The sequence below is a fragment of the Microbulbifer mixtoriginis (SeqCode) genome, from assembly GCF_052467945.1.
Genome location: NZ_CP174328.1, coordinates 1,817,607 through 1,843,688, shown reverse-complemented (window position 1 = coordinate 1,843,688; position 26,082 = coordinate 1,817,607). Strand labels below are relative to the sequence as shown.

At 51.6% G+C, this 26,082-nt stretch carries 13 protein-coding genes; 10 read left to right on the top strand and 3 right to left on the bottom strand.

The genetic code is table 11. From position 1 onward, the window contains the following. The first annotated feature begins 549 nt into the window (after positions 1-549). Positions 550-2,775, top strand: coding sequence for a S46 family peptidase (locus ACJJIJ_RS08080; RefSeq protein WP_444939221.1), 2,226 nt, complete (start codon positions 550-552; stop codon positions 2,773-2,775). A 24-nt stretch (positions 2,776-2,799) separates the two neighbouring features. Here the strand turns inward: ACJJIJ_RS08080 and ACJJIJ_RS08075 are convergent, their stop codons facing one another. The 3 genes from ACJJIJ_RS08075 to ACJJIJ_RS08065 form a co-directional block, all read right to left on the bottom strand. Further along, the gene (locus ACJJIJ_RS08075) at positions 2,800-2,922 is read right to left on the bottom strand and encodes a hypothetical protein (RefSeq protein ID WP_444939573.1); all 123 of its coding nucleotides are present in this window, start codon (positions 2,920-2,922) and stop codon (positions 2,800-2,802) included. After that, positions 2,919-3,140: a DUF3299 domain-containing protein gene (locus ACJJIJ_RS08070; protein WP_444939220.1), complete on the bottom strand. Its 222-nt coding sequence runs from the start codon at positions 3,138-3,140 to the stop codon at positions 2,919-2,921. The genes ACJJIJ_RS08075 and ACJJIJ_RS08070 overlap by 4 nt, the downstream gene beginning before the upstream one ends. A 367-nt stretch (positions 3,141-3,507) precedes the next feature. After that, positions 3,508-5,115, bottom strand: a complete 1,608-nt coding sequence (locus ACJJIJ_RS08065; protein ID WP_444939219.1) for a (2,3-dihydroxybenzoyl)adenylate synthase — start codon at positions 5,113-5,115, stop codon at positions 3,508-3,510. 121 nt (positions 5,116-5,236) lie between these two features. Between ACJJIJ_RS08065 and ACJJIJ_RS08060 the strand changes: the two genes are divergently transcribed. The 9 genes from ACJJIJ_RS08060 to ACJJIJ_RS08020 all read left to right on the top strand — a co-directional run bounded on the left by ACJJIJ_RS08060 (position 5,237) and on the right by ACJJIJ_RS08020 (position 26,076). After that, on the top strand, positions 5,237-5,974 hold the full coding sequence (locus tag ACJJIJ_RS08060) for a thioesterase II family protein (RefSeq protein WP_444908226.1): 738 nt from the start codon (positions 5,237-5,239) through the stop codon (positions 5,972-5,974). A 317-nt stretch (positions 5,975-6,291) separates the two neighbouring features. After that, a complete protein-coding gene (locus ACJJIJ_RS08055; protein ID WP_444900718.1) occupies positions 6,292-6,621 on the top strand; it encodes an isochorismate lyase in 330 nt (109 codons plus the stop codon). Next, the gene (locus tag ACJJIJ_RS08050) at positions 6,618-8,033 is read left to right on the top strand and encodes an isochorismate synthase (RefSeq protein ID WP_444939218.1); all 1,416 of its coding nucleotides are present in this window, start codon (positions 6,618-6,620) and stop codon (positions 8,031-8,033) included. Before ACJJIJ_RS08055 ends, ACJJIJ_RS08050 begins: the two co-directional genes overlap by 4 nt. Next, the gene (locus tag ACJJIJ_RS08045; RefSeq protein WP_444939217.1) at positions 8,011-14,637 is read left to right on the top strand and encodes a non-ribosomal peptide synthetase; all 6,627 of its coding nucleotides are present in this window, start codon (positions 8,011-8,013) and stop codon (positions 14,635-14,637) included. The genes ACJJIJ_RS08050 and ACJJIJ_RS08045 overlap by 23 nt, the downstream gene beginning before the upstream one ends. 48 nt (positions 14,638-14,685) lie before the next feature. Beyond that, complete coding sequence (locus ACJJIJ_RS08040) at positions 14,686-20,271, top strand: non-ribosomal peptide synthetase (protein ID WP_444939216.1); 5,586 nt, start codon at positions 14,686-14,688, stop codon at positions 20,269-20,271. Continuing rightward, a complete protein-coding gene (locus tag ACJJIJ_RS08035; RefSeq protein ID WP_444939215.1) occupies positions 20,272-22,080 on the top strand; it encodes an ABC transporter ATP-binding protein in 1,809 nt (602 codons plus the stop codon). Further along, positions 22,077-23,831 (top strand): ABC transporter ATP-binding protein, encoded by a 1,755-nt coding sequence (locus ACJJIJ_RS08030; RefSeq protein ID WP_444939214.1) that lies wholly within the window; start codon positions 22,077-22,079, stop codon positions 23,829-23,831. Before ACJJIJ_RS08035 ends, ACJJIJ_RS08030 begins: the two co-directional genes overlap by 4 nt. Further along, the gene (locus tag ACJJIJ_RS08025) at positions 23,828-24,928 is read left to right on the top strand and encodes a saccharopine dehydrogenase NADP-binding domain-containing protein (protein WP_444939213.1); all 1,101 of its coding nucleotides are present in this window, start codon (positions 23,828-23,830) and stop codon (positions 24,926-24,928) included. The genes ACJJIJ_RS08030 and ACJJIJ_RS08025 overlap by 4 nt, the downstream gene beginning before the upstream one ends. Further along, positions 24,925-26,076: a class I SAM-dependent methyltransferase gene (locus tag ACJJIJ_RS08020; protein WP_444939212.1), complete on the top strand. Its 1,152-nt coding sequence runs from the start codon at positions 24,925-24,927 to the stop codon at positions 26,074-26,076. The genes ACJJIJ_RS08025 and ACJJIJ_RS08020 overlap by 4 nt, the downstream gene beginning before the upstream one ends. The last annotated feature ends 6 nt before the right edge of the window (positions 26,077-26,082 follow it).

Here is a 26,082-nt window from a genome sequence, read left to right as displayed (position 1 = left end):
CCTAAATACCTAAATACCTCACTCGCGCACTACCCGCTCCTTAATGCAGGCTACGATATAACATAACATATTGAGTGTGGTCGGCCTAGGCAGCCTCCAACATTGGGGTGAATCAAGCTTGAAGACCGAATTTATCGGGAGTTCTGATAGCTGGAGGGAGCCTTGGTGAGGCGTATTGACCAGTGCCTGGCGCAAGTAGATTATTCGGCGATGTTCTTTTTAGCAGCAAAACTGTTTATCTCAGATTTCTTTCTTGCCGTCGTCGTAATTCACATTTTGTTCAGATTTAACTGAGTTAAAATGATACGTTGTATCAATTGTGTATTTATGGTTTATCCCATTTGAGTGGAAGAGCCAGGGAAATAATGGCAATGATTGGCAGGATTTAGCTAGAGGTGCAGCTTCGTGCCGGCCTACAGCCGGGGAGGGTGTGTTACTCTGTCAGCCTGCTGTGTTTATAAGTGAATTTTCGGTGTACCGGAAAATACAGGGTTAGCGTTGAGAAGTACCCAAAATTAACCTGTTTTTTTTAAATATTGCTGAGTAAATATGAAAATAAATAATTCTATTGTTTACGGGGTTGCAACTGCTGCATTATTTGCTGGAGCGAGTTGCGCCAGCCTCGCCGCAGAGAAAGAGAATGTTTCGACTGAAGGCATGTGGCAACCTCACCAGTTGCCTGAGCTGTCCAAAGAGCTTCGCACTCATGGCCTGGAGCTAGACCCAGCCAGCATGACCAAGCTTACCGAATTTCCAATGAACGCGGTGATCAGCCTGGGGGGATGTTCCGCTTCCTTTGTCTCTCCCAAGGGATTGGTGATTACCAACCACCACTGTGCCTACGGTTCAATTTCATACAATTCAACCGAATCCAAGGATTTACTCGCTGAAGGTTTCCTGGCCGGAGATTTGTCTGAAGAGCTGCCTGCTGCACCGGGCTCCCGAGTTTACGTCACCGTTGCAATGAACGAAGTAACGGATAAGGTCAACGAACGCCTGACTGATGAGATGGATGGCGCTGCACGTTTTGCCGCAATCGAAGAAGCGGGGAAGGCGCTGGTTTCTGAGTGTGAAAAAGATCCGGGGCATCGCTGTGAGGTCTACAGCTACTACGGCGGTTTGAATTACTACCTGGTTAAGCAGTTGGAAATCCGCGATGTGCGTTTGGTGCATGCACCCGCAGTTTCAATCGGCAAATTTGGTGGCGATATCGATAACTGGATGTGGCCTCGCCATACCGGCGATTACGCTTTCTACCGCGCCTATGTTGGCAAAGATGGTAAACCGGCTGATTATTCCAAAGATAATGTCCCTTACGAGCCTAAGCACTATTTGCCTGTAGCGGCAAAAGGGCCTAAAGAAGGTGATTTCGTGATGGTTGCCGGTTATCCGGGGCGTACCAACCGTTATCGCACTGCCCAAGAAGTGGAAAGCAACTTCAACTGGTATTACCCAAACATGCAGCGGGTGCTGGGTGAATGGTCGGAAGTGATTGGTGCGGCAACTGCCGACAATAAAGATGCAAAGTTAAAGTATGCAAGCCTCGTGGCAGGTTTGAATAATTACTCTAAAAACTTTACTGGCATGATGGAGGGTTACCAGCGCAGCGATCTATTGCAGCGTAAAGAAAAGCAGGAAAAAGCTTTGCAAGCTTGGGTGGATTCAGACAAGGCCCACGAGAAAAAATACCAGTCGACGATCGATGATCTCGAGGCGCTGGTTGTAGAAAAAGAATCAACCCGTGAACAGGACCTGGCCATCGATTATATGGATCGTTCAGCCATGCTGGGTGCCGCAAGCAAACTGTATCGATTGGCTAAAGAGAACGAAAAACCCGATGCTGATCGCAAGCCGGGCTATCAGGTACGGGATCTAACCCGATTCAAAGAGGGCATGCGTCGTATAGAGCGCAGCTATCATCCATCAGTCGACAAACAGATCTGGCTCTACTTCCTAGACCGCTATCAGGCGCTCCCGAAGGAGCAGCGTATAGCCAGCTTTGATCGTTACTTGAATATCGGAAAAGGCAATACTGACCTAGAGGCAATTCTCGACAAAATGTATAAGGAAACAGAGCTTTCCGATATTGAGGTACGTGAAGCGTGGATTGGTAAAAAGCCTGAAGACTTCAAAGAGAGCAAGGATCCGTTTATCCAGCTGGCAGTGGCCATGTACGATGATATGCTTGCCCGTGAAGAGTATGAGGAGTCCATTAAAGGGCGCTTCGCCCAATTGCGCCCACAATATATGGAGATGCTGATAGATTATTACCACTCCCTAGGTAAGCCGGTCTACCCGGATGCAAATAGCTCTCTTCGCGTGACCTATGGCCTGGTTAATGGCTATGAGCCACCAGCTGGAACAATTAAAGAGGCAGCAGATGGTAATGACGGTAAACAAGGCTTTGTACCTTTTACTACATTGCGTGGTATTAAGGCAAAGTATACCGGCGAGGACCCCTTTGATGCTCCTAAGGCTCTGATGGAAGCGATCGATAAGCAGAGCTATGGCCGTTACTATGAAAAGCAGCTGGATTCAGTGCCGGTTAATTTCCTAAGTACCGTAGATATTACGGGCGGTAACTCAGGATCTCCGACAATGAATGGTCGCGGTGAGTTGGTGGGAGTCGTATTCGATGGAACCTACGATAGTATCAATGCTGATTGGGACTTCACCGATAGTACCCGAGCGATTCATGTCGATATCGCTTATATTCTCTGGGTAATGGAGAATATTGACGGAGCCGGATACTTGGTTCGGGAGATGGGCCAGTAGCCGACCATAGTTGAACTAACGTCCTCAAGTGAGCAATGCTCCCTGAGGACGTTTTTCTTTGTAGGGTTGAATACTATCCACCGCCATATTGTAAGCCGCAGTACCGAACTCGCTCTCTTTTTTTAGTGTTCTTAGTTTCCCTTCTATAGAGAAAGGCGCGTACAGAGCGTCGACTGGAACTCCCTTAGGAAGTGCTGTGGATAACCTAATTCGGAGATGGGGGGGAAGTGGATACAGGCTCCAAAGTAGGGCACAAAAAGGAAGCTGGAAATTGTTAGTTCATCATTAAATTCAATCGGGACGATAAATCCAGCAATGGGTATCTGTTGATTGTCGAGCTCTGGTTTTATTCTAGTGGAAGTCAAAGCGGCCTGGGAACGGCTTTCATTTTCACTCGTGGTGATAAAAGCCGATGTGTTAGGTATTGAGTCGGCAGCGGAGCCTTCAAAAATATCATCTATGTATTCTGATGGGCTGAGTTACTGCCCTCAGATTAGTGCGGGGTTTATCTGGATGGAGTTGTCATGGGCGAACATACAATCATACTTTTACGTTCAGTATTTGCCGGAACTTTAATTGCAGCTGTAATTCCTGGATGGTTGAGTAGATAATAGAGCATAGTTTAGAGTATTTGTTCCCCCGATTGTTGAGAGAGGTTGTGTTCTATCGGCCAGTAGCATCACTAAGCTAATCGCTAATTATTTAGTGATGCATTGAGGCTAATCTATCCCCTTACTGGTTTTCATATTCCAAAAGCTTTTTCTTATCAATTTTACCTACGGCAGTAACCGGAAGGCGAGATAACACACTAAGTTGCTCTGGTAGCTTAAAGGCAGCCAGTCCTCTTTTTGTCAAGAAATCACGTAACATGTGTAAAGAAGGTGCTTTATCTGCACATACGATAGCCGCTCCAACTTGTTCCCCGAGTTCTTTATCCGGTAAGGGAATGATAGCTGCTTGCTGAATATGGGGATGGGCGAGCAGGTGCTCTTCAATTTCGTCGCATGCAAATGTTTCCCCGCCCCGATTCACAACATCTTTGAGGCGTCCAGTAACTACAATATTGCCGTTATCTAGAATGCGTACACGATCCCCGCTGCGATAGCAACCATCTGGGGTAAAAGCGCGTCGGTTATGTTCTTCTGCTCGGTAATAGCCTCTCAGTGTATAGGGGCCGCGAGTAAGCAGTTCTCCTTCTTCTCCGGCTTTCACTTCCTGCCCGTACTCATCAACCACTTTTAGAGTATCGAGGGAACTCATAGGTCTTCCTTGAGTATTGGTGATGGTTTCATTGTTATCTTCGCGATGGGTGTAACAAATCAATCCTTCGGCCATACCGAATACCTGCTGTAGTGCACCGGGAAAAGCATCTATCGCAGCATTGGCGTCAGTTGGACTCAGCTTTGAGCCACCAACTTGAAGTAAGCGGAGAGAGCTTAAATCAGCATCTTCCCATTCTGTCGCTGCAGTCCAGACTTGAGCCAGTGCTGGGACCAGGGCTGTGGCGGTTACGCCGTAACGCTCTATCAGCTCAAAGCAGTAGTCCGGGCTTGCATCTTTGGTGAATATTACCTGCCCACCCATGGATAGCGTGCCCAGAATGCCGGGGCAACCCAAAGGAAAATTATGGGCGGCGGGGAGTACTGCCAGATAGATTTCATCTTTTCCTAAATTACAAGCAGCCGTAGCGCAGGTAATGTTGTAGCGATAGTCATTGTGGGTGCGTGGAATAAGTTTCGGAAGTCCTGTAGTGCCACCGGAAACGAGGAATAGAGCTGGGGCGTTGGGGTCTACGGGAACAGGGGTGAAGCCTTGGCATTCTCTTCTGGGCAGGGAGGGGAATGTGTCATTTTCATCAGAACTGTATATGCCTCGCAAAGTCGGAGATTGCGAAGCAATTTGTTCTATCATGCTGTGACGGCTTGCGCCACTTTCCGCTCCTGAAGTGATATAGATACTGGCACCCGAGACCTGTGCAAAATGGCATATTTCATTTTGGCGATGCGCAGGCAAAGCTAGTACAGGAACCAGTCCCGCTCGAAATAAGCCGAGCAGGGTTGTAATAAAACTGACCTGATTGCTCCACTGGAGTATTGCCCGCTCCCCAACTTTGTAGCCTTGTTCCACCAGGCCTGCAGCAATGCTATCGGCCTCATTAACCAATTCAGCGTAAGTTAATTGATCCGATAGGTCCCGAACTGCGCATTGATTGGGAAAGTTTTTCGCATTACGTGTGATCAGCTCCCAAATAGGTTGGTTATCCCAAATTCCTTGTTGCTGATAGAAATCCTCTAGTTCCTTTGGGTGAGGCGTGTAACCATTAATTAAATTATTTTCCATGCTGGTCTCCTGAAATGTTTGGGTGGAGCAGGGGAGTGTTTTTTTGAATCTTCTTCAGATTTCTAAATTAAGAATTAACAGTTAGTATTCACGGCTTCAAATTTCTTATTGAGATAAATCTATGTCCGGCGCTTGGCTACAAATCCCTCGCCCTCAACCTAAAGCGGCTATCCGACTTTTGTGTTTGCCTCATGCTGGTGGTACAGCATCACTTTATCGACCTTGGGCGAAATTATTGCCAGATTCCATAGAATTGGTTCTCGTATGTTTACCGGGTAGGGAGCAACGCTGTAATGAAACTATGCCCACAAATATGCAAACTTTAATTGCTTTGTTAAGTAGGGCTATCAAACCTGTCATCGATAAACCCTGGGCAGTATTTGGGCACAGTATGGGAGCTACAGTTGCTCATGAATTGGCTCTCTCCTTGTATCGCGAAAAATTGTGCGGTCCTGAACACATATTTGTCTCTGCGCGCGAAGCTCCACAATTTCAAAAGATTGGAAACGTACACCAGTTGAGTGATGAATCTCTGTGCCAACAACTCATTGAGCTTGGCGGCACCTCTCCTGAATTATTGGAAATTCCTGAGTTAAGGGCTCTACTACTTCCTACTATACGCCAGGATTATCGATTGATCGAAACCAGCAAGATGTCCTCGGACCAACTTTTAGATTGTCCCATCACCGCGATGCTAGGACGGGATGATCCTGAGTTGAGCACCGATGAAGCTCGGGGTTGGCAGCAGTGGACCAATGGTGAGTTCCAATTGAAAGAATACGCAGGTAACCATTTTTATCTGTCAGATTGTCCTGATCTGGTGGTTGGCCATATTGTTCAGAAGCTCCGCTTGGCCTAACTGCATGTAAAGTTAAGTTGGCCGTATAAAATCTTTCTGTTTCTTGTAACGCTATCGAAATTAATTGTCGGGAGAATAGGGCTGTTGAGCGGCCCTATATTCTCCATCGTTCAATAGATAGTGGATCTCTGCCTCGATTAATCCGGGATCATTATTTTTGATGATGTTCGAATTATTTCTCTTTAGTAACAAGTAGCACACACTCTCTCCACCCTGACGCCCAAATCCAAAACAAACATCCCGTTGATTTCGAAAATGATATGTTATAACGTTTCATTATCGATGGGAAGATGAACAGCTTAGGTGATGGAGTTTCTATGCAAGCAACGAAGCTACCAATGGAGTGTGAAAATCTGAATGAGATCCGCCAAGGTATCGATTCCATTGATCGCGAGATCATCAGGCTGTTGCAGCGGCGTATGGGGTATGTTTTGTCAGCAGCCCAGTTCAAGCCGGATGAAACGAGTATTCCTGCTCCAGACCGGGTTGCGGAGATGTTGATTGACCGCCGTCGTTGGGCTGAGAAAGAACAACTTTCCGCAGATTATATAGAGCAGCTTTTTACCGGGATTATTCACTGGTTTATCACTCAGCAAAAGCTGCATTGGCGCGCTGAGCGCGGCTTGCCAGTTGAGGAAGGTGTATGAAGGGCCGCTCTAAATATGCTGGCCTGGAAGCCTGTTTGCAGGAAGCCAAGTCCAGGGTAAGCCAGGGACAGCCAGAGGTTCTGGCATCGTTTTCATCTCCATGTCATAGACGCAACCCAATAGGGTTGTTTGCCTCCGGCTATCAGCATGAAAGGTTCGCGTCTCTGTGGGGTGTGCCCTCTAGAGATGAATATGCTGTGACCTTTGGCTCTGCCTGTGAATTTAGTTGTGCCCCAGGGGAATCTTGGTCTGAAATCCAAGCCAATTGGCAAAAATTGATGTCCTCCGCTGTGGTAAGCGGGGGGCATCGGCCGGTTTTGTGTGGTGGGTTTGCTTTTGATAGCCAAAAAGATTCCTCATCCTTGTGGCAAGACTTTCCCGCAGGGACGCTTACGTTGCCCGAGTTGGCCCTTTACTGTGAAGGGGATCGCAGTTATCTGGTAATGAATTTTATCGTTACCGATCAAACAGAATGCAATCAGACTGCGGAGCGGGTGAAGGCGCGGTGGCAGCATATTTTATCCCGTAGCTCCAACCTCTCTGCGAATGACAATTTGTTTTCGGTGGAGTCTGATTTTAGCCAAAATTATGCAGGCCAAATAGCTTGGCAGCAGCGTGTAGTAGGCGCGGTCGAATCAATCAAGCGCAACGAATTTCAAAAAGTAGTTCTCGCTCGTTCTGAATCACTGAGCGCGGATTGCTGCCCGGGAAGTATTCTCGGATATTTACAAGAATCTTACCCCGATGCCTATTTATTTGCCTTTTCCCGGGGGGAAAGTTGCTTTCTTGGGGCTTCGCCTGAGCGCTTAGCGGCTGGTAAAGACGGGCGTATCAGTACCGTTGCTTTGGCCGGTAGCGCACCTCGGGGAAAAGATCCTGCAACTGATTACAAATTGGGATTATCTCTGCTCGATAGTGACAAAGACCGCTTCGAACACGACCTGGTTGTTCAACATCTCCTCTCTATTTTACGTAAACACTGCCATCGTGTAGTGGAACCTGAACCGCCTCAGCTCCGTAAATTAAAGCAAATTCAGCATTTGCTTACGCCTCTAGAGGGCTTGATGAAAGATGACGTAAATCTAATGGATATTTTATCGGATTTACACCCAAGTGCTGCGGTGGGTGGCCTGCCGAGGAGAAAAGCACTGAAGTATATCCGTGAAAATGAAGGCCTGGATCGTGGTTGGTATGCAGGACCTGTTGGTTGGCTCAATGCTGAGGGGGAAGGGGAGTTTGCTGTTGCTCTGCGTTCTGCGCTTTTTACCTCGGGCAAGGTGACACTATTTGCCGGTTGCGGCCTGGTTGAAGCCTCCCTTCCTACCCACGAGTATCGTGAAAGTTGCATCAAAATGCGTGTTATCCGAGACGCAATAAGGAGCGTATCTCTTGTCGCCGAAGCCGCAGAATAAATCAGAGCCAATCAGTCCGGCCAGTTTGTTAAAGGATTTAGTTTGTCAGGCTATTGATGCCGATATTAATGACATTAATCCGCAGGGTGACTTAATTGCACTGGGGCTCAACTCAGTGCAAATCATGAGGATTGTTGGCCAATTAAGGCAGAAAAAGATCAAGGTAAAATTTGCTGATCTTATCGCGGTGCCTCGATTGGAAGCCTGGCTTTCCCTACCTCAATTGGCTATTGGAACTGAAGAAAGTACCAGTGAACATTTATCTGTGCCGGGCGCTTTTGATGAAGGTGCTCCCTTTGATTTGGCACCGATGCAACATGCCTATTGGATTGGGCGAGACCCGAATCAATATCTAGGGGGCGTTGCCGCACACTTTTATCATGAGTTTGATGGCCAGGATGTAGTACCTGATCGATTGGAACAGGCTGTGCGCTCCCTCTTCGAGCGACATGGGATGCTGCGTGTTCAAATCCTCGATGATGGCCGACAGCAGATTCCCGCTGAAGTGAGCTGGCCCGGTTTAAAGGTTCACGATTTCAAGCACCAAACTGCTGCAGAAGCGGAGCAGAGTCTTATCGCTGTTAGGGAGCAACTCTCCCATCGGCAGCTTGATATATTGCAGGGTGAGGTTTTTGATGTTCAGCTCTCATTGTTACCTGCGGAATTAAAAGCTGGCGGCACACGCCTGCATATTAATCTGGATATGGTAGCCGCAGATGCCTTTAGCCTGCGCGTGTTACTGAATGACCTAGCCAAGCTCTACCTCGAACCAGAGCAGTCTCTGGTTCCGTTGAATTACAGTTATCCGCGCTACCAGGCTGACCGCAGCGCTCTTCACTCAAAGGAAGAGCGCCGAGCTGAGAAGCAGCAGGCCAAAGAACACTGGCAGGATCGCCTGGCAGATTTGCCCGGCGCTCCTCAATTACCCACTGCGATAGGTACTGAGTCTAAAGACACTCGTCGCGTTGTTCGTCGCCACTATAGTCTGTCTGCTGACCAGAAAAACCAGCTGGCGGAACTTGCGAGCCGTCACGGAATTACTTTGTCCATGACCCTGGCAGCGGCGCTTGCCGAAGTGCTTACTGTCTATAGCGAAGAGTCAGACTTCCTGCTGAATCTCCCCCTGTTCGACCGGGAATCCCTGCACCGGGATGTCAACTCCCTGGTGGGAGACTTTACTTCTTCGATCTTGCTTGCCTGGCAGGGCAGCCAGAGTGGAACCTTCGTTGAGCGTGCACAGCGTTTACAACACAACTTCCGTCAGGATGTAGCGCACGGGAGTTATTCCGGCGTAGAGGTGCTGCGTGACCTCAGCAGGCAACAGGGGCAAACGGTGTTTGCGCCGGTCGTCTTTACCAGTGCGCTTGGGCTGGGTGAATTATTTGGAGAGTCAGTTCGCAGTGCCTTTGGAGATGTCAATTGGATTATCTCCCAAGGGCCACAAGTGTGGTTGGACGTACAGGTTATGGAGCTCAAAGGCGGCCTGTCCGTAAACTGGGATGCGCGGGAAGCTGCTTTTGCTCCCGGCGTCCTGGATGGCATGTTTGCGGCCTTTACGCAGTTACTGGAATGTCTGATCGGCAGCCCGGAATTCTGGGCCCAGCCCATACCATCGCTGCTGCCAGCGGAGCAAAAGCACCAGCGCCAGCAGGTAAATTCCACAGCCAAGCCATACCAGTCTCACCAATTACACGAACATTTTTTTAGCAACGCTAAAAACTGCCCGGAAGCAGTGGCTCTCTATTGGAACGGTGAACAAATCCGTTACGGGGAGTTGGCCCACAGTGCTTTGGCGATGGCCGCGTATTTACAGCTTCAAAGTGTTGAGCCCGGTGATTTGGTCGGTATTTTATTACCCAAGGGGCCGGAGCAGATTATTGCAGCCTTGGGCGTATTAGCGGCAGGAGCGGCTTATCTGCCGCTGGGTATAGACCAGCCACCGTTGCGTAGGGAGCGCGTACTCAAACTTGCCGGAGCCAAGCTGGTTATAGATAACTTGTCTGTGCTCTCCGGGGTCGCGCCTTTATCCCAGCCTGTTGTGGGAGAGGCAAAAGATCTCGCCTATACCATTTTTACCTCTGGCTCTACCGGTGAACCTAAGGGCGTCGAAATTAGTCACGGTAGTGCCTGGAACACCATAGCGGACATTAACGCGCGCTTTTCGGTTAATGAAAATGATCGCGTGCTGGCCGTATCGGCATTAGATTTTGACCTTTCCGTTTACGATATTTTTGGGCTCTTGTCCGCCGGCGGTGCATTGGTATTGGTTGAAGAGGAATCCCGGCGGGATGCTGAGCGCTGGCATCAGCTGGTGTGCCAGCATGGCGTTACTGTTTGGAATACAGTGCCGGCGCTTTTGGATATGCTGCTGACCACGGGTGGTAATACCCCAGCTGGAGAGCTGCGCCTGGTATTAAATTCTGGCGACTGGATCAGCCTCGACCTGCCGGAACGGTTAAAACGCGTAAACCCCGGTTGCCGCTTTATCGCTTTGGGTGGCGCCACCGAAGCTTCTATTTGGTCGAATAATTTTGAAGTCAAAGAAGTTGATTCCTCTTGGCGATCTATTCCCTATGGTTACCCTTTGGCCAACCAGCAATTCAGAGTGGTGGATGCCCTGGGGCGTGATTGCCCTGACTGGGTAACAGGGGAGTTGTGGATCGGTGGTGCTGGCGTTGCTTTGGGGTATCGCGGTGCTCCCGGTATCACTGCAACCCGTTTTGTGACAGAAGAAGGCGAGCGCTGGTACCGCACCGGAGACTTGGGCCGCTACTGGCCGAACGGGTGCCTGGAGTTTTTGGGCCGCGTCGATAATCAGGTCAAGGTGCGTGGACACCGCATTGAACTCGGCGAGATTGAAGCGGCACTGACTGCGCACAAAGGGATTGCGCAAGCGGTCGCACTGCTGACTCAGCGAGGTATGGTTGCGGTTGTCGTTCTGGAATCCAAATTATCGCAAGGGAATATAAATCCAGAAAAGTGCTTTGTTGATTTGCAGCAGTTGCAGGAACCCTTGAACGATCTGCGGGAGTTCCTGACTCAACGATTGACCAGCGCCATGCTGCCCAGTGAGCTTTGCTGTCTCGCTGAAATACCTCTTACCGCCAATGGCAAAATTGATCGCGGCGGTTTACAGCAGTTTGCCGATGAATCCATAGCGCAACATCAGGCAAAACAGAACCCACCGCAAGGTAAATTAGAGCAGCAGGTGGCTGCCGTCTGGTGCAAATTTCTCGATGTTACCGATATAGCGCGGGACGATAACTTCTTCGCACTTGGGGGTGACTCCCTGTTAGCAACCCGTGTTGTGCGAGATCTGCGCGAGTCTGGCTTTGAAGGTGTCACACTGCCGGAATTATTTAGCCAGCCCAGCTTGGCCGACTTTGCTGCGACATTAGTTCAAGATCCAACTGAGAACCCACAGCGAAATAAAGGCACTACCGAAATTACTGTTACACCCTGGCAATCGGATAAGGCCAATCGGTACGCCGCTTTTGAACCTACCGATGTCCAGCGGGCCTATTGGCTGGGAAGGGACCCAGAATTTGTTTTGGGTGGTATCGGTTGTCACTTTTACCGCGAATACGACGTTGTTGATCTCGATCTGGAGCGTTTGGAGTCTGTACTAAACGCGATGATTGCCCGCCATGAAATGCTGCGGGCTGTATTCGACAGCGAAGGTCGACAGCGCATCCTTGCCGATGTGCCGAGATTTTCCATCGATGTTACAGAGGTAGACCGCGATCCAGCTTCTGCTTTTGCGCAACTGCGACAGGAGTGCGCGGAGCAGGTGTTTGAGCCCAGCCGGTGGCCACTGTTTGATGTCCGTGCTGTGCGCTGTGGGCGCAATACCCGATTGGCTATCGGTTTGGATAATTTGATTCTCGATGCCTTCAGTATTCTGCTGTTTTATCGTGAGTTAAATATTCTTTATCAGAGCCCTGAAACTCATCTACCTTCTATCGAACTCTCTTTCCGCGATTATGTGCGCAATGTATTGCCGCAAACTACCGCAGTATTTGATAGTGATCTTCCCCAAGGTCCCCTGGCTGCCGCAAAAACTTTTTGGCAGCACAAATTATCGGAGCTGCCTCCCGCGCCCCAGCTACCCATTGTACGGGAGCCGACATCCATTGAGCGCCCGCACTTTGTGCGTCATCAACAGCATATTGATAAAGGGACCTGGCAAAACCTGGTTGCGCGCGCGGCTGAGCAGGGAATCACGCCTTCGAGCCTCCTTTTAACGGCTTTTGCCGAAGTGCTTAGTCGTTGGAGCAGTCGCCCCGACCTGAGCTTGAACCTTACCCTGTTCGACCGTCGTGAAGTTCACCCGGATATCTATCGGGTGATGGGGGATTTCACCTCCCTGACCCTGGTGGGTTACCGGCCAGAGGCCGGTGACAGCTGGTTGGTGCGAGCGAAAAAAATACAAGGGGAAGTTGGCGCGGCCCTGGAACATCGCGATATTTCCAGTGTTAGCCTGATGCGGGAATTAGCCCGCCGGCAGAGCGACGCGGAAGCCACAATGCCCGTGGTCTTCACCAGTGCACTGGGTATTCCCGGTGGTACAGCGGCACCGGAAAATGGACCTCTGCGGGAACCCGTCTGGGCCCTGACACAAACGCCACAAGTCTGGTTGGATCACCAGGTGGTCGAAGTCGAGGGTGGCGTTTTTTTAAATTGGGATGTTGTCGAAGCGCTTTTCCCAGAGGGGATGTGTGCGGAAATGTTCCAGGCCTATATCGGCTTGCTCCAATGGGCGGGTGACGCTGAATGGGATTCCACACCGCCTGATTTATTACCCAAGTCTCAACGGGAATTGAGAACCCGGCTTGAAAAGCGTACCGCGATTGATCCAACGGATAACTTGTCGCAGCAATTTTTCCAGCAGGCTAAAGCGAATCCCGACAATATCGCCTTATATTGGGGGGACGAAAATTCCCTGAGCTATGGCGTCCTGGCAGAGCGTGCTTTGCGCATTGCTGCCTGGTTATTGGAAAGCCAGGTTTCATCTGCTGAAGTAGTGGCCGTTAACCTGCCCAAAGGGCCCGACCAGATTGCCGCTGTTTTGGGGGTGCTCGCAACGGGAGCTGCTTATTTACCTGTCGGTATCGATCAACCGCAGGCCAGGCGCGAGTCAATGTTGCGCCGTGCCGAGGTAAAAGTGGTACTCGACAAAAGCGCAATTCAACAGGCCGAACAGTTCGCTTCTATTGGTGAACCGATTGCAACAGAAGCTGAGCAACTGGCTTATATCATTTTCACTTCCGGCTCCACAGGTGAACCCAAGGGCGTCGAAATCAGTCATGGTGCCGCCTGGAATACCATTGCGGATATCAACGAACGTTTCTCTGTTGATGAAAATGATCGTGTACTAGCTATTTCAGCCCTGGATTTTGACCTCTCTGTTTACGATATTTTTGGACTGCTATCGGTCGGTGGTGCGCTGGTATTAATTGATGAGGAGGACCGGCGGGATGCCGAGCGCTGGCATCAATGGGTATGTCACTACGGCATCACCATCTGGAATACGGTACCGGCGCTACTGGATATGTTACTCACTGTCGGTGCTGGTACACCGCCTGGCAATTTGCGTTTGGTATTAAATTCCGGCGATTGGATTGGCCTGGATTTACCCCAGCGATTAAAACAAGTACAGCCCGAATGCCGTTTTATCGCACTGGGTGGCGCCACTGAAGCTTCTATTTGGTCTAACAGTTTTGAAGTTGTAGATGTCGATCCAAGCTGGCACTCGATCCCGTACGGATACCCCCTGGCTAACCAGAAATTCAGGGTAATGGATACCCAGGGGCGCGATTGCCCTGACTGGACAACGGGCGAGCTGTGGATCGGTGGTGATGGTGTCGCCATGGGCTATCGCGGGGCGCCCGAATTGACCGAAGCGCGCTTTGTTACGGTCGATGGTGAGCGCTGGTATCGCACCGGGGATCTTGGACGCTACTGGCCGAATGGATGCTTGGAATTTTTGGGACGTGCCGATAGCCAGGTGAAGGTCCGTGGCCATCGCATAGAGCTGGGTGAAATCGAAACCGTATTTAATCGTCAGATGTTTGTGCAGCGCGCGCTGGTGCTAACCACAGAAGAACAACAGCTGGTCGCTGCCGTTGTGCTCGCACCCGAATGCCCACCAACTTTTAGTACTGATGACTTGCGCGAGTACCTTCGCCACCATCTTCCGTCTTATATGGTCCCGGATTTCATTGTGACTTTGCCGGAAATGCCCTTGAGTGCAAACGGCAAATTGGATCGGGCTTCAGTATTAAAGCTCGTGCATGCAGTGGAAAAACCGCAACAGGAAATAGCGGCTGAACTGGTGACGGATAACGAACGTCTGATAGCCCAGATTTGGCAGGAGCTTCTTAGCCTGCCCGTAATAAACCGCGATCAAAATTTCTTTGAATTGGGTGGCGATAGTTTATTGGCAACCCGCTTTATAGACCGCCTAAAACAGCAACACCGTTTGCTGCTTCCCCTCAGACGTTTATTTGCCTCTCCAAGACTGGCAGATGTTGCCGGTGCCCTAAGTGCAATGGAACCGCTAGTGGATGTTGATCCTGATACGGTGGAAGAGGGCGTGATATGAGCTTGTTGGCAATTTTATTTTTCAGCGATTGGACGGAGTTTTAACCCCATGACGGCTATGGAACTGATCGACGAATTACAAGGGCTTGGAGTGGAACTCTGGACCGAGTCTGAACAACTGCGCTTTCGTGCAGCCAAAGGATTGTTGACGGAGCAGCACAAGCAAAGGTTGCGGGAACACAAGTCACAAATTATCGAAATACTGAGCGCTGCTCAAACAGCCGCTGGCAACCACCAGGACCTGGGAGTGGTGGTTGAGGCTGATAAAGATAATCGGCATGAACCTTTCCCTTTAAGCGATGTGCAGACTGCCTACCTGTTGGGTCGACAAAATGCATTTGGCTACGGCGGCGTTGCTTGTCACGGTTACCTGGAGCTGGAGTACCCGGGATTAAATCCAAAAGGTTTACAGGAAGCCTGGAACCAACTCATTGAACGTCACCCGATGTTGCGGGCGGTTATCGAGCAGGAGGGATACCAGCGGGTTCTCCCCCAAGTGCCGCACTACGAAATGAAAAGCCAGGACCTCACCGGTTTGGACGAGGACGCCCTGGAGCTTGCCTTGGAATCGGTGAGAGATGAACTGGGCCACCGCAACTACCCCATGGGTGAGTGGCCCATGTTCGAGCTGCGCCATACCCGCACAGATAAGGGCCATATAGTGCATTTCTCTATGGATGCACTGATCGCGGACTGGGCCAGTGCAGGCATTTTATTTAATGAGCTCGACCTTCTGCTGTCTCACCCCGGTGCAGCCCTGCGGCCACTGGAAATTGATTTTCGCGATTATCTCCTGGCCGAACGAAGTTTATTGGACAGCCAGGGCTACCAAAATGATCGCCGCTATTGGTTGGATCGCCTTGAGCAATTTCCCCCCGCACCTGAGTTACCGGTTTTGCCGCCTGCTTCCGAGGCTGAATCTGTACGTTTTAATCGCCATCACTACCGCCTGGACACGGCGCACTGGCAGACACTGAAGCAGCGAGCCGGAACTGCCGGCTTAACCGCGTCGGTTGCCGTGCTGGCTGCCTACGGAGCGGTATTGCAGCGGTGGAGCCGCCAGCCATGCTTTAGCTTAAGTCTTACCTTATTGAATCGGCTGCCCTTACACCCTCAGGTTAACCAGCTGATCGGTGATTTTACTTCGGTCAGTGTGTTGGCGATTAGTGATTCCAATGGAAAAACCTTTCGCGATTGGGCGGCAGGCATTGGCGAACAGTTGTTCAGTGATATTGATCACCACTTGTTCTCCGGTGTGGAAGTGCTGCGGGAAATGTCCCGTGCGCGAGGACCCGAGGCCGCATTGATGCCGGTGGTATTTACCAGTGCTATTGGCCTGGGAGATACCGAAAAACCTGCCAGCGGTAGAAAGTCCGGCAGGGGAATTACCCAGACACCGCAAGTCACGCTGGATTGCCAGGTGAGAGATGATGCCGATGGTCTGGAAATTAATTGGGACGTGCGCCAGGGTGTTTTTCCATCGGGCCTGGTGGAGGATATGTTCACGGCCTTTACCGGCTTGTTGAATGAGCTTGCCGCTGGCGGCGACGGGCAATGGCTTGGCAAGTCTCCGGTTTCTTTACCCGAGTGGCAGCAACAGGAGAGGCATCAGGTTAATCAAACCGATGGGCCTGTTCCTTCAGAGCTATTGCATCAGGGCGTATTTGCCAGGGCTGCGGCAACGCCGGATGCTACCGCCATTATTGATAGCAATGGCAGTGTGAGCTATGGCGACCTGGCGAAAAAAGCGGCGGGTATCGCCAAATCGCTGAGCAAAGAAGGTTTCCAGCTGGGTAGCCTCGTAGCCATTGCAATGCCGAAAGGGCGAGAGCAGATAGCGGCGACCCTCGGTGTGCTCCTGGCTGGTGGTATCTATTTGCCACTGGACGCGGCACAACCGGAAATACGGCTCAATAAATTGTTGCTCAGTGCAGAGGCGGAATACGTCCTGACACTCAGCGACTTCGCCAGCCAAATTAAGTGGCCATCAGAAGTGCAGGTGATCAGTGTTGATACCCTGACACCTGAAACCGAGATCCCGGTAGCCAGTAACGGCGATCCCGAGCAACTGGCTTATGTTATCTACACCTCCGGTTCTACCGGCGAGCCCAAAGGTGTAATGATTAATCATCGGGCCGCTTTAAATACGGTGATGGATATTAATCGCCGCTTCGAAGTGAGCCCGGGCGATCGTATTTTGGGCTTGGCCCAACTCAGTTTTGATTTGTCGGTCTACGATATTTTTGGCCCCTTGGCAGCCGGTGCGATTTTGGTGCTGCCCGATCCGGCCCGAGGTGCAGACCCTTCACATTGGGCGGAGGTCATGGATGAGCACCGGGTGACATTGTGGAACTCTGTCCCCGCGCAGTTGCAAATGCTGGCCACCTATTTGGATACAGAGCCTCGGCCGTTGTCTGAATGGCGATTGGCAATGCTATCGGGAGACTGGATTCCGGTTACTTTACCGGAACATATCAGGCGCCATGTGCCAGCACTCGAGCTGATCGGCATGGGTGGGGCTACAGAAGCTGCAATCTGGTCCAACTACCACCGTATTGAGCGAGTCGATCCTGCCTGGAGCAGTATTCCCTATGGCGTGCCGCTGATGAACCAGGGTTTCCGGGTGCTGGATAGCCAGTTGCGCGATGCCCCTGTATGGGTGGCGGGTGAACTGATGATTACTGGCCTGGGGTTGGCCGATGGTTATCTCGGTGATACGGCACTCTCTGAACAGAAGTTTTTCTCTCACCCGGTGGATGGCCAGCGCCTTTACCGCACCGGTGATTTGGGCCGTTACTTGCCCGGTGGCGAACTCGAATTCCTGGGCCGTGAAGACGGGCAGGTAAAAATTCGCGGACACCGTATCGAACTGGGAGAAGTGGAGTCTGCATTATTGGCCCACCCCGCAGTATCAACAGCAACGGCGGTAATTGAGAAGAAAGTGGGCGGCTCGCGAGCGGATTTAAATCTGTTGGGCTTTGTGGAAAGTCGCCGCATGGATGATGCCGAGCCGGCGGTTATCGATCCAGAACTGGTAAATTCAGTGCGACAGTTTGCGCACTACCAGGCCGGTGAGCCGGAATCTGTCAGTGTCGGCGACTATGTGCAGGCGCTTGAGGAAGCGGCCCTGTTGTCGATGCTTCACGGTTTTATGGGCCTGGGGGCATTTATAGATTGTGAGCAGGGATACAGTGCAGAAGAAATTCTTTCACTTGCGGAAGTCCACGAAAAGCATCACTGGCTGGTGCATCGTTGGTTGGACCTTCTCGTTAATGCAAAGCTGCTCAGCTTATCCACTATCAGCGCTGGCGCTGAGGAACAATATACGCGTACCCAGGCTGTCGACATATCTGCTGTTGATGAAGCGTGGAATCGCGTTGAACAGGGAATTGAATACGGTTTTTGTAATCGGGAATTTCTGCAATATCACCGGGATCATGTCGAATTATTACCCCAGTTATTAGCGAATCAACAAAACCCGTTTGAATTGTTGTTCCCCCAGGGCGACCAGCAGGTGGCTTTGTCCCTTTATCGGGACGATCTTATTGCCCGCTATAACAATGCCGCCGTTGCCGCATTAATTAACCGCATTGCCGCCCAGAGCGATAGAGGGTTAACGGTTCTTGAGTTGGGCGCTGGCACAGGGGCTACCAGTGCGTCGGTTATTCCCATGTTGGATGGATATGACGTTGATTATCTATTTACCGACATGACCGCATTTTTCCTGACTGAGGCTCGCCGCCAATTTAAAGAGTGGCCTTGGGTACGGTTTGGAATAATGGATCTCAATACAGACTATCGCGCCCAGGGTTTGGCACCCAATAGTGCAGATGTCATTTTATGTGCCGGGATGCTCAATAGTACCCGAGATCCAGAGACGGCTATTGCCAGTGCTGTTGAATTGCTGGCGCCTGGAGGCTGGTTAATCCTGACTGAGCCAACGGTGGATCACGCCCATATCTTACTCACTCAGGGTTTTATGATGGACCCCGATGGTGATGATCGCGCTTGTGGTGCGACCAAGTTCCTGTCTATCGAAAAATGGCAATCGCTGTTAAAAGCCCATGGTGCCGGCCAAGTGCTCTGCCTGCCGGAAGATGAGCATCCTTTGTCGGCTTTTGGTATGAACTTATTGGCCGCGCAGATGAAAACTGATCGGCAATATTTGAGTGCCGGGAAACTGCGGGACTTTTTAGCGAATAGATTGCCCGCGCATATGGTGCCCGCTCATTTACAAGTTCTTGACCAGCTCCCGCTCACCGCTAATGGCAAAGTTGATCGCAAAATGCTTGCCGGTTGGCGACCTGCGACTGGCGATGCACAAGAGGCTGCGCACTCAGAGCAGATGGACCCTCTGGAAACGGCTCTGTGCAAACTCTGGGCTAATGCACTGGGCCTCGATAATGTGGGCCGACAGGACAGTTTTTTTGATCTCGGTGGTGACTCGCTGATTATGGCGCGGGTTGCAGGGCGCTTGTTGGAAGAGATTACCGAGGCAAAATCGTTTACTTACGACGCCTTGTTGCGCCACATGCTCAATGGACCAACGGTTGCTGCATTGGCCCGAGCACTGAGAGTTGAGCCGGATGTCGCTGTCGAGGAACAGGCAAACACGGATAGCGACAACCTGGTGGCAACTACTCGCGAGGGCAGCAACTCCTTGATGGTGCCTTTCAGTCATAAGGGCGAGGGTAAAGGGGCATCTAAAGAAGAGACTCCGGTACGGATTATGTTCCATGCCGCCCTGGGTACCCTGGATTATTTCCAGCACCTGGGCAAAGCGCTTGCGGCCCAGGATTTGGGCCAGGTATTCGGGATTGCTGTCGCCGATACAGAAGCGTATCTGTCCATTGATGCCAAAGAGTTAATCGAGCGCACCGCCGATGATTACGCCCAGAGAATCATCGACGAGGGCTATCAGCGTTGCCAGTTAATTGGTTACTGCCTGGGCGGCCTGCTGGCAACGGAAGTTTCGCGGAGACTGCTGGAGCGCGGTGTCGATGTGATTGACCTGAGCCTGATTGACAGTATCCCAATGTTTGTCGATACCGATGAAGAGCTGGCTTTCGAAGCAATTTTTGCCCCCAACCTGAATCTCGATCCGGTAAAAGCGGTATTTGGTGAGCATATCGAGAGCGAAGATATTTCCCGCGCGATCGAGACTTTAATGCAGAAACACAACGGTCGTGTTCCTGCCGGTGCAATGGCAGAACTCAACGGTGATGCCGGGCTTAAAACGGTCGCCGAAGCCGTGCGACAACGCTCACAACTCACCCAAGAACAGCGCCTGACCGGTTACACCGAGTTAGCCTCTGCCCAAGCGGGTGTGCCGGTTGAAGCCGCGATGATACCGGGGCTTTTCCGGGTGTGCCGACACAGTATGCGCGCTGCCTGTTTTGATCTGCCTCCCTATATTGGCGATATGACCTACTTGCGCTGCCAGGAAGAGCAATCCTTCGGTGTCACCGCCGGCGTAGGCCATATGGCTGCGCCTTATTGGCAGGATGTTTGTCTGGGTGAGTTTGAATTAATTGATGTGCCGGGCAATCACTTCAGCGTGATGGAGCCGCCGCAGGTTGCCACTGTCGTTGAGCACTTGGCAAAACCATTACAGCGCGGTAAAGCGGGCAAATAGATGTCTGAGCAAATTTTGCCAAAGTCTAATTTGCGAAAGCCCAACCTGCGGGAACTGATGCGTCCATTTCGTAGCCTCGTGTGGCTGGGGGTGGCGCTCGGTGCCTGTGGTGCGCTCACTTCACTGATTCCTTTTATCGGTATCGTTGAGCTGGCTCGCCTGTTCCTGACGCCCGATATCAGTGATATCGCCGATGCGATTATTCCCGTTGTATTCGCGATAGTTGCCGGGCTGGCGATGGGTTGGATCTGCACCGTGATCGGTTTGTGGTTAACCCATATTGCCGACCAGCGTATGCAGGCGGAACTGCGACGGGCCCTGGTGCGGAAATTGGGACAGGTGCCCCTTGGTTGGTACAGCGAGCACACCTCCGGCGCGGTGCGCAAAGCGGTGCAAGACGACCTTGATGATCTTCACCATATGGTTGCGCACCACCAGGTGGAGTTGGCTGCAGCGTTTGTACTGCCACTGGCGGGCCTGGGTTATTTAACCTGGCTCGACTGGTGCTTGACCCTGTTGGCAGTACTTACCCTGCCAGTTTATCTGCTGTCCTACGCCTGGATGATGCGCGGTTTTGGGGAAAAAATGCAGCAGCTGGATAAGGACTTTGCTCGGGTCAGTGCTGCGATTGTCGAATTTGTTCACGGTATTGCGGTGGTCAAGGTTTTCTCACAAACCGGCCGCGCCCACAGAAATTACCAACAGGCCGTCGAGGATTTCAGTCGCCGTTACACGGGCTGGGTGACACCGCTTGTCCGTTTGGAGGCTGTGACCTCTTTGGCCTTATCTGTGCCAGTCATTATGTTGGTGAGTTTGTCTGGGGGCGCCTGGCTGGTGGTGAATACAGGCATTCAGCCGATTGATGTTCTCGCAACAACGCTGATCGCCGTGATGATTCCCCAGACCATCCTGACCTTGAGCCAGGGACTGACCGCTCAGCAAAAAGCCAAAGCGGCCGCAGGCAGGATCGATCAATTATTGGAGGTTGCGCCCCTGGCTGTTACCTCTGAACCCAAAGAGCCCAAAGATGCAGGGCTGCTCTTTAAGCAGGTTAGCTTTGCCTATACCCAGGATCGGCCGGTATTAAGCGATATTACTTTGCGCTGTCGCCCCGGTTCGATCACAGCTTTGGTTGGGAGTTCCGGTGCCGGGAAATCCACCCTGGCCAAGCTGGTGCCCCGTTTTTATGACGTGACCCAAGGTGCTGTGCTCCTGGGGGACGTCGATATCCGTGATATTGCTCCAGACAATTTATATCGACATGTGGGTTTTGTACTTCAGGAGACCCAGCTGTTGGCAGGTACCGTAGCAGATAACCTGCGTCTTGGACGACCGGATGCCAGTGACCAGGAGCTGATTGAAGCTGCGCGCAGTGCATGCATTCATGAGCGAATTTTGCAGTTCACCCAGGGATACCAGGCGGTATTTGGCAAGGATGCCTTTTTTTCTGGTGGTGAAGCTCAGCGTTTAAGTATTGCACGCACGCTTTTAGCAGATGCCCCTGTGCTGATTCTGGATGAAGCCACGGCTCATGCTGATCCCGAATCTGAAGCCCTAGTTCAGCAGGCATTATCGCGTTTGGTGAGGAATCGTACGGTACTGGTGATAGCCCATAAGCTGCACACCATCACCGGTGTCGACCAGATTGCGGTCCTGGACGGCGGCCGCTTGGTTGAATGCGGAAGTCACCGGCAATTGTTGGCCGAAGGCAAGCACTACGCGGAATTATGGCGTTTGTACAACAGTGCCGAACAGAGTGAAAAAGCAATGAGTGGTGAGGCTCAGGTTACTAGCGGGGTCTCATCATGATTCGCAGTTTGCTCGCCATTCTCGGACCTGCGCATCGCCGTGAAGTTGGCATTTATGCGGTATGGCTTCTGGCCTATGGGGTTTTGCAGGGAATCGCGGTGACACTTCTGGTGCCCCTGCTCAGCTCACTGTTGGCCTCTGAGATGCAGGCGGTTGGCTTTTGGTTGATCGCTCTGTTCTCGGTTGTTGTGATCGCCTGCGTTGCCCGTTACCAGCAAACCATTAAAGGGGCGACACTAGCCATTCTGGTATTGAAAACCCTGCACAATCGCCTGGGTGAACACCTCTCTCAACTCCCTCTGGGGTGGTTCAATTCCGAAAAAGTGGGTCGTGCATCCCGCAGTGCAACTGGGGGCACCTTGATGGTGACAAATATCTTTGCACATCTGCTACCCCCTGTTGTCAGCGGCGTTGTCACTCCTCTGATAGTGGGGGTGGCGATGTTGTGGTTTGACTGGCGCTTGGGGCTGACCGCTTTGTTGTTTGTGCCCCTGATTTATATCGGCCATCGCTGGTCCGCCCAGTGGATAGGTGCCATGGAAACGGAAGTGGATGCTGCCGGTGCTCGCGCCAGTAGCCGAGTAGTGGAGTTTGCCCGCAATCAAGCGGTACTCAGGTCATTTGGCAAAAATGTCAGCGGTTACCCCCCACTGGAAGAGGCGATTGCCGGACAAAGCAGAGCCGCTGGGTCCATGTTACGGCAGACCTTCCCCCGTTTGTTTGCCGGGGGATTTATGGTGCAACTCGCCTTTGCCGCAGTTATTGCCGTGGGCATTTGGCTCACGCTCAATCAACAACTTCCCCCTATCGAATTGGTGGCTTTGCTAGCTTTGGCGGCCCGATTTACCGGTCCTCTGGCGGAACTCGCCGGGCGCAGTGGTCTGCTGCGCATGGCCGGTAATGATTTAAGCAGACTGGCCGCTATTCTTTTTGAGCAGCCGCTACCTCAGCCACCAATATCTCAGCCTTTTACCGCCCAGGGCGGACTGGTTGAGTTTTCACAGGTGAATTTCAGTTATGAGCCGGGACAACCGGTATTGCAGGATCTTTCCTTTAAGGTTTCTCCGGGCACAACTACAGCGATAGTCGGTGCATCAGGCTCAGGTAAAACCACCATCACCCGTTTGTTGCTGCGTTTTTTTGATACCGATCAGGGCCAGGTAAAAGTGGGTGGGGTGGATGTACGACAACTGCGTACAGAAGATCTGATGCAGCAGATTTCTATTGTTATGCAGGATGTGTATCTGTTCAGCGACACCCTGGAAGCGAATATTCGACTGAGTTGCCCTGAAGCCAATCAGAAAGAACTGGAGCGTGTGGCGAAACTGGCTGGCGTGGATGAGATTATCGCGCGCTTGCCACAGGGGTGGCAGACACAGGTAGGAGAGGGGGGGGCTGCACTTTCTGGCGGCGAACGCCAGCGGGTCTCTATCGCCCGCGCCCTATTAAAAGCTGCACCAATCGTTGTGCTGGATGAAGCGACAGCGGCGCTGGACCCACGCAATGAAAAATACCTGAACAGCTCCCTGAGGCAGTTACAACAGGGTTCCACTCTTATTGTAATCGCCCATCAATTGTCCACCGTGATGAATGCGGACCAAATCGTCGTGCTTGATGCAGGCGCTGCGGCTGAGACTGGAAATCACCGTGAACTGTTATCCCAGCAGGGCCTTTACGCACATTTTTGGCGCCAGCGCAGCCGCGCAACTGGCTGGAGACTGGTTGAGACCGATACGGAGGTGAGTCTATGACAATTGCGATTTTAGGTGGTTACGGTGATGTGGGTACAGCCGTTACCAGTTATTTACAGTCCCTTGAATTAGGGCCTTTGCGTATTGGTGGCCGCAACGCACATAAACAGCCGTTATCCAATAATTCAGTAATTTCTTTTCACACAGTGAACTACCTGGATGCCGCCTCACTGGATCAATTTGTATCCGGCTGTAAGGTTCTGATCAATTGTGCAGGACCTTCATATTTGATCGGCGACAGGGCTGCCAAGGCTGCGGCACAAGTGGGGGCTGTCTATATCGATGTTGCTGGTGATGAGGCTCTCTATGAACAACTTGATTCATCCTATTACCAGAACCGTGGATTAATCGCAGTTCTATCAGCTGGTTTACAGCCGGGGCTTAGTAGCTTGCTACCGCGCTGGCTGGCGGAGCAGGAATTTTCAGAGGTAGAGAGTCTGACCAGTTATTTCGGTTTGCGCGATCGGTTTACCGATGTCGCTGCCGATGATTATTTGCATGGCGCTTACGAAGAGCACAGTAAGCCATTGGCGGCCTGGCGTAATGGTCGCCGGCTAAATAGTGTTTTGAAGCGCCGCTCCGATGTGGAGCTGCCGTTTTTCCCTGACACTGCCACTTTACTCTCTTATTTAAATTGTGAAAGCGAGCGCTTGGCTCGGGACTTATCCCTCTCTGAAGGCGATTGGTATAACGCGATTACCGGTTCTTATATTTTATCGGCATTTAATAGCGCCCATGGTTTGGGTCGCGATGAAGCCCGAGCAGCATTGTGTCGGGCCAGTGCGCTGGATCTGGCGGGGCGCCATTCTTATGTAGTCATGCTTTTGCAACTTACCGGTAATTACTACGGGCAAGAGCGCACTCGCACGGCCGCGTTGCGGGGCACCGGCAATGCAGATTTAACAGCCGCGGTAGCTGCAGTTACCACTTTGGCTGTACTTCGCAATGAAATCCCTGCGGGTTGTCATTACTGCGCCGAAGTGTTGTCCCCGGCATCAGCGATGGAGCGTATGTCGGAGATTGGTGCATTAACATTTTTAACCACCCTAGAAACGGGAATTGAAGATATGGTCTGCCTTGAGGAGGGAGCCATTTGAAAAACCTGACACTTCCACCTTCCAATACTGCCCATGAGGCTGGGCTGGCAGCTCTACCCGCTGAGATGACGGTAGACAGTGGTTTGGCGCAACTACCTGCTGCAATGCAAAGGCTGGAATTCATCAGCCTACGGGCGATTATGGAATTGCTTTCTTCCAGCGGCGCGTTGACCGCCGAAAATGTCGGGCGCAGCAGTGACGAAATTATTAATACACTGGGTGCCGCTTCCCGACACCACTGGCTGGTTCGCCGCTGGCTGGTGGCCTTGGTTGAACGGGAGTTTTTGAAGCTCAGTAATGGCTACTACTCCTGGGAGCAAATTCCCGAGTGTGCAGCGGGGGCAGATAAATTACCGGAGGCCTACGATGCGTTGGGATTTCCCCCGGAAATGGCTCAGTCCCACCAAAAGCTTTTGGAACATTTGGCTGAACTGGTACGTGATGAAGCCTCAATTAATCAACTGCTGTTCGAGAATGGAGAAATACTAACGGCATTGGCCGCCTACCAGAACAACTGGTTTACGACATATCTCAATTATGCAGCCGCGAACATTGTAAAACAGGCTGTTAAACCTGGCCCTATGTTAAGAGTGATCGAATTAGGCGGCGGCGCGGGTCTAACCACTGCTGCAATTTTAGATACTCTGGCTGGCAGGCCGATTAATTATCGCTTTACGGATATATCGCCTCTATTCACCACTGCGGCCCAGAAGAAATTCCGCAATCACATCGGCTTACGCTGCAGCCTGCTCGATATCAATGCGGATTTTACCGCGCAGTCAATCCCAGCAGCCAGCACCGATATTGTTGTGGCTGGCAATGTTTTGCACAACGCCGCTCATATTGGCCAGACCCTGCAAGGTATTCGTCGTTCTCTGGTCACTGGTGGCTGGCTGTTGTTTAGCGAATCCACTCGGGAAAACCATGCCATGTTAACGGCAATGCAGTTTCTTCTTTCCCCCGCAGAATCGGAGCCTCTGCTGGGGAGTGAAGACCGGAGAGGAGGAACCGACCAGGTGTTTATCGACAGCACAGCATGGAAGGAAGAGCTGGTTAAGGCCGGCTTTGAGGTTAAGTGCTTCTTACCTTCATCGACATCGTCATTATCGGTCGCGGGTCAAACTCTATTTATTGCGATAGCTGTTTAAGAGGCT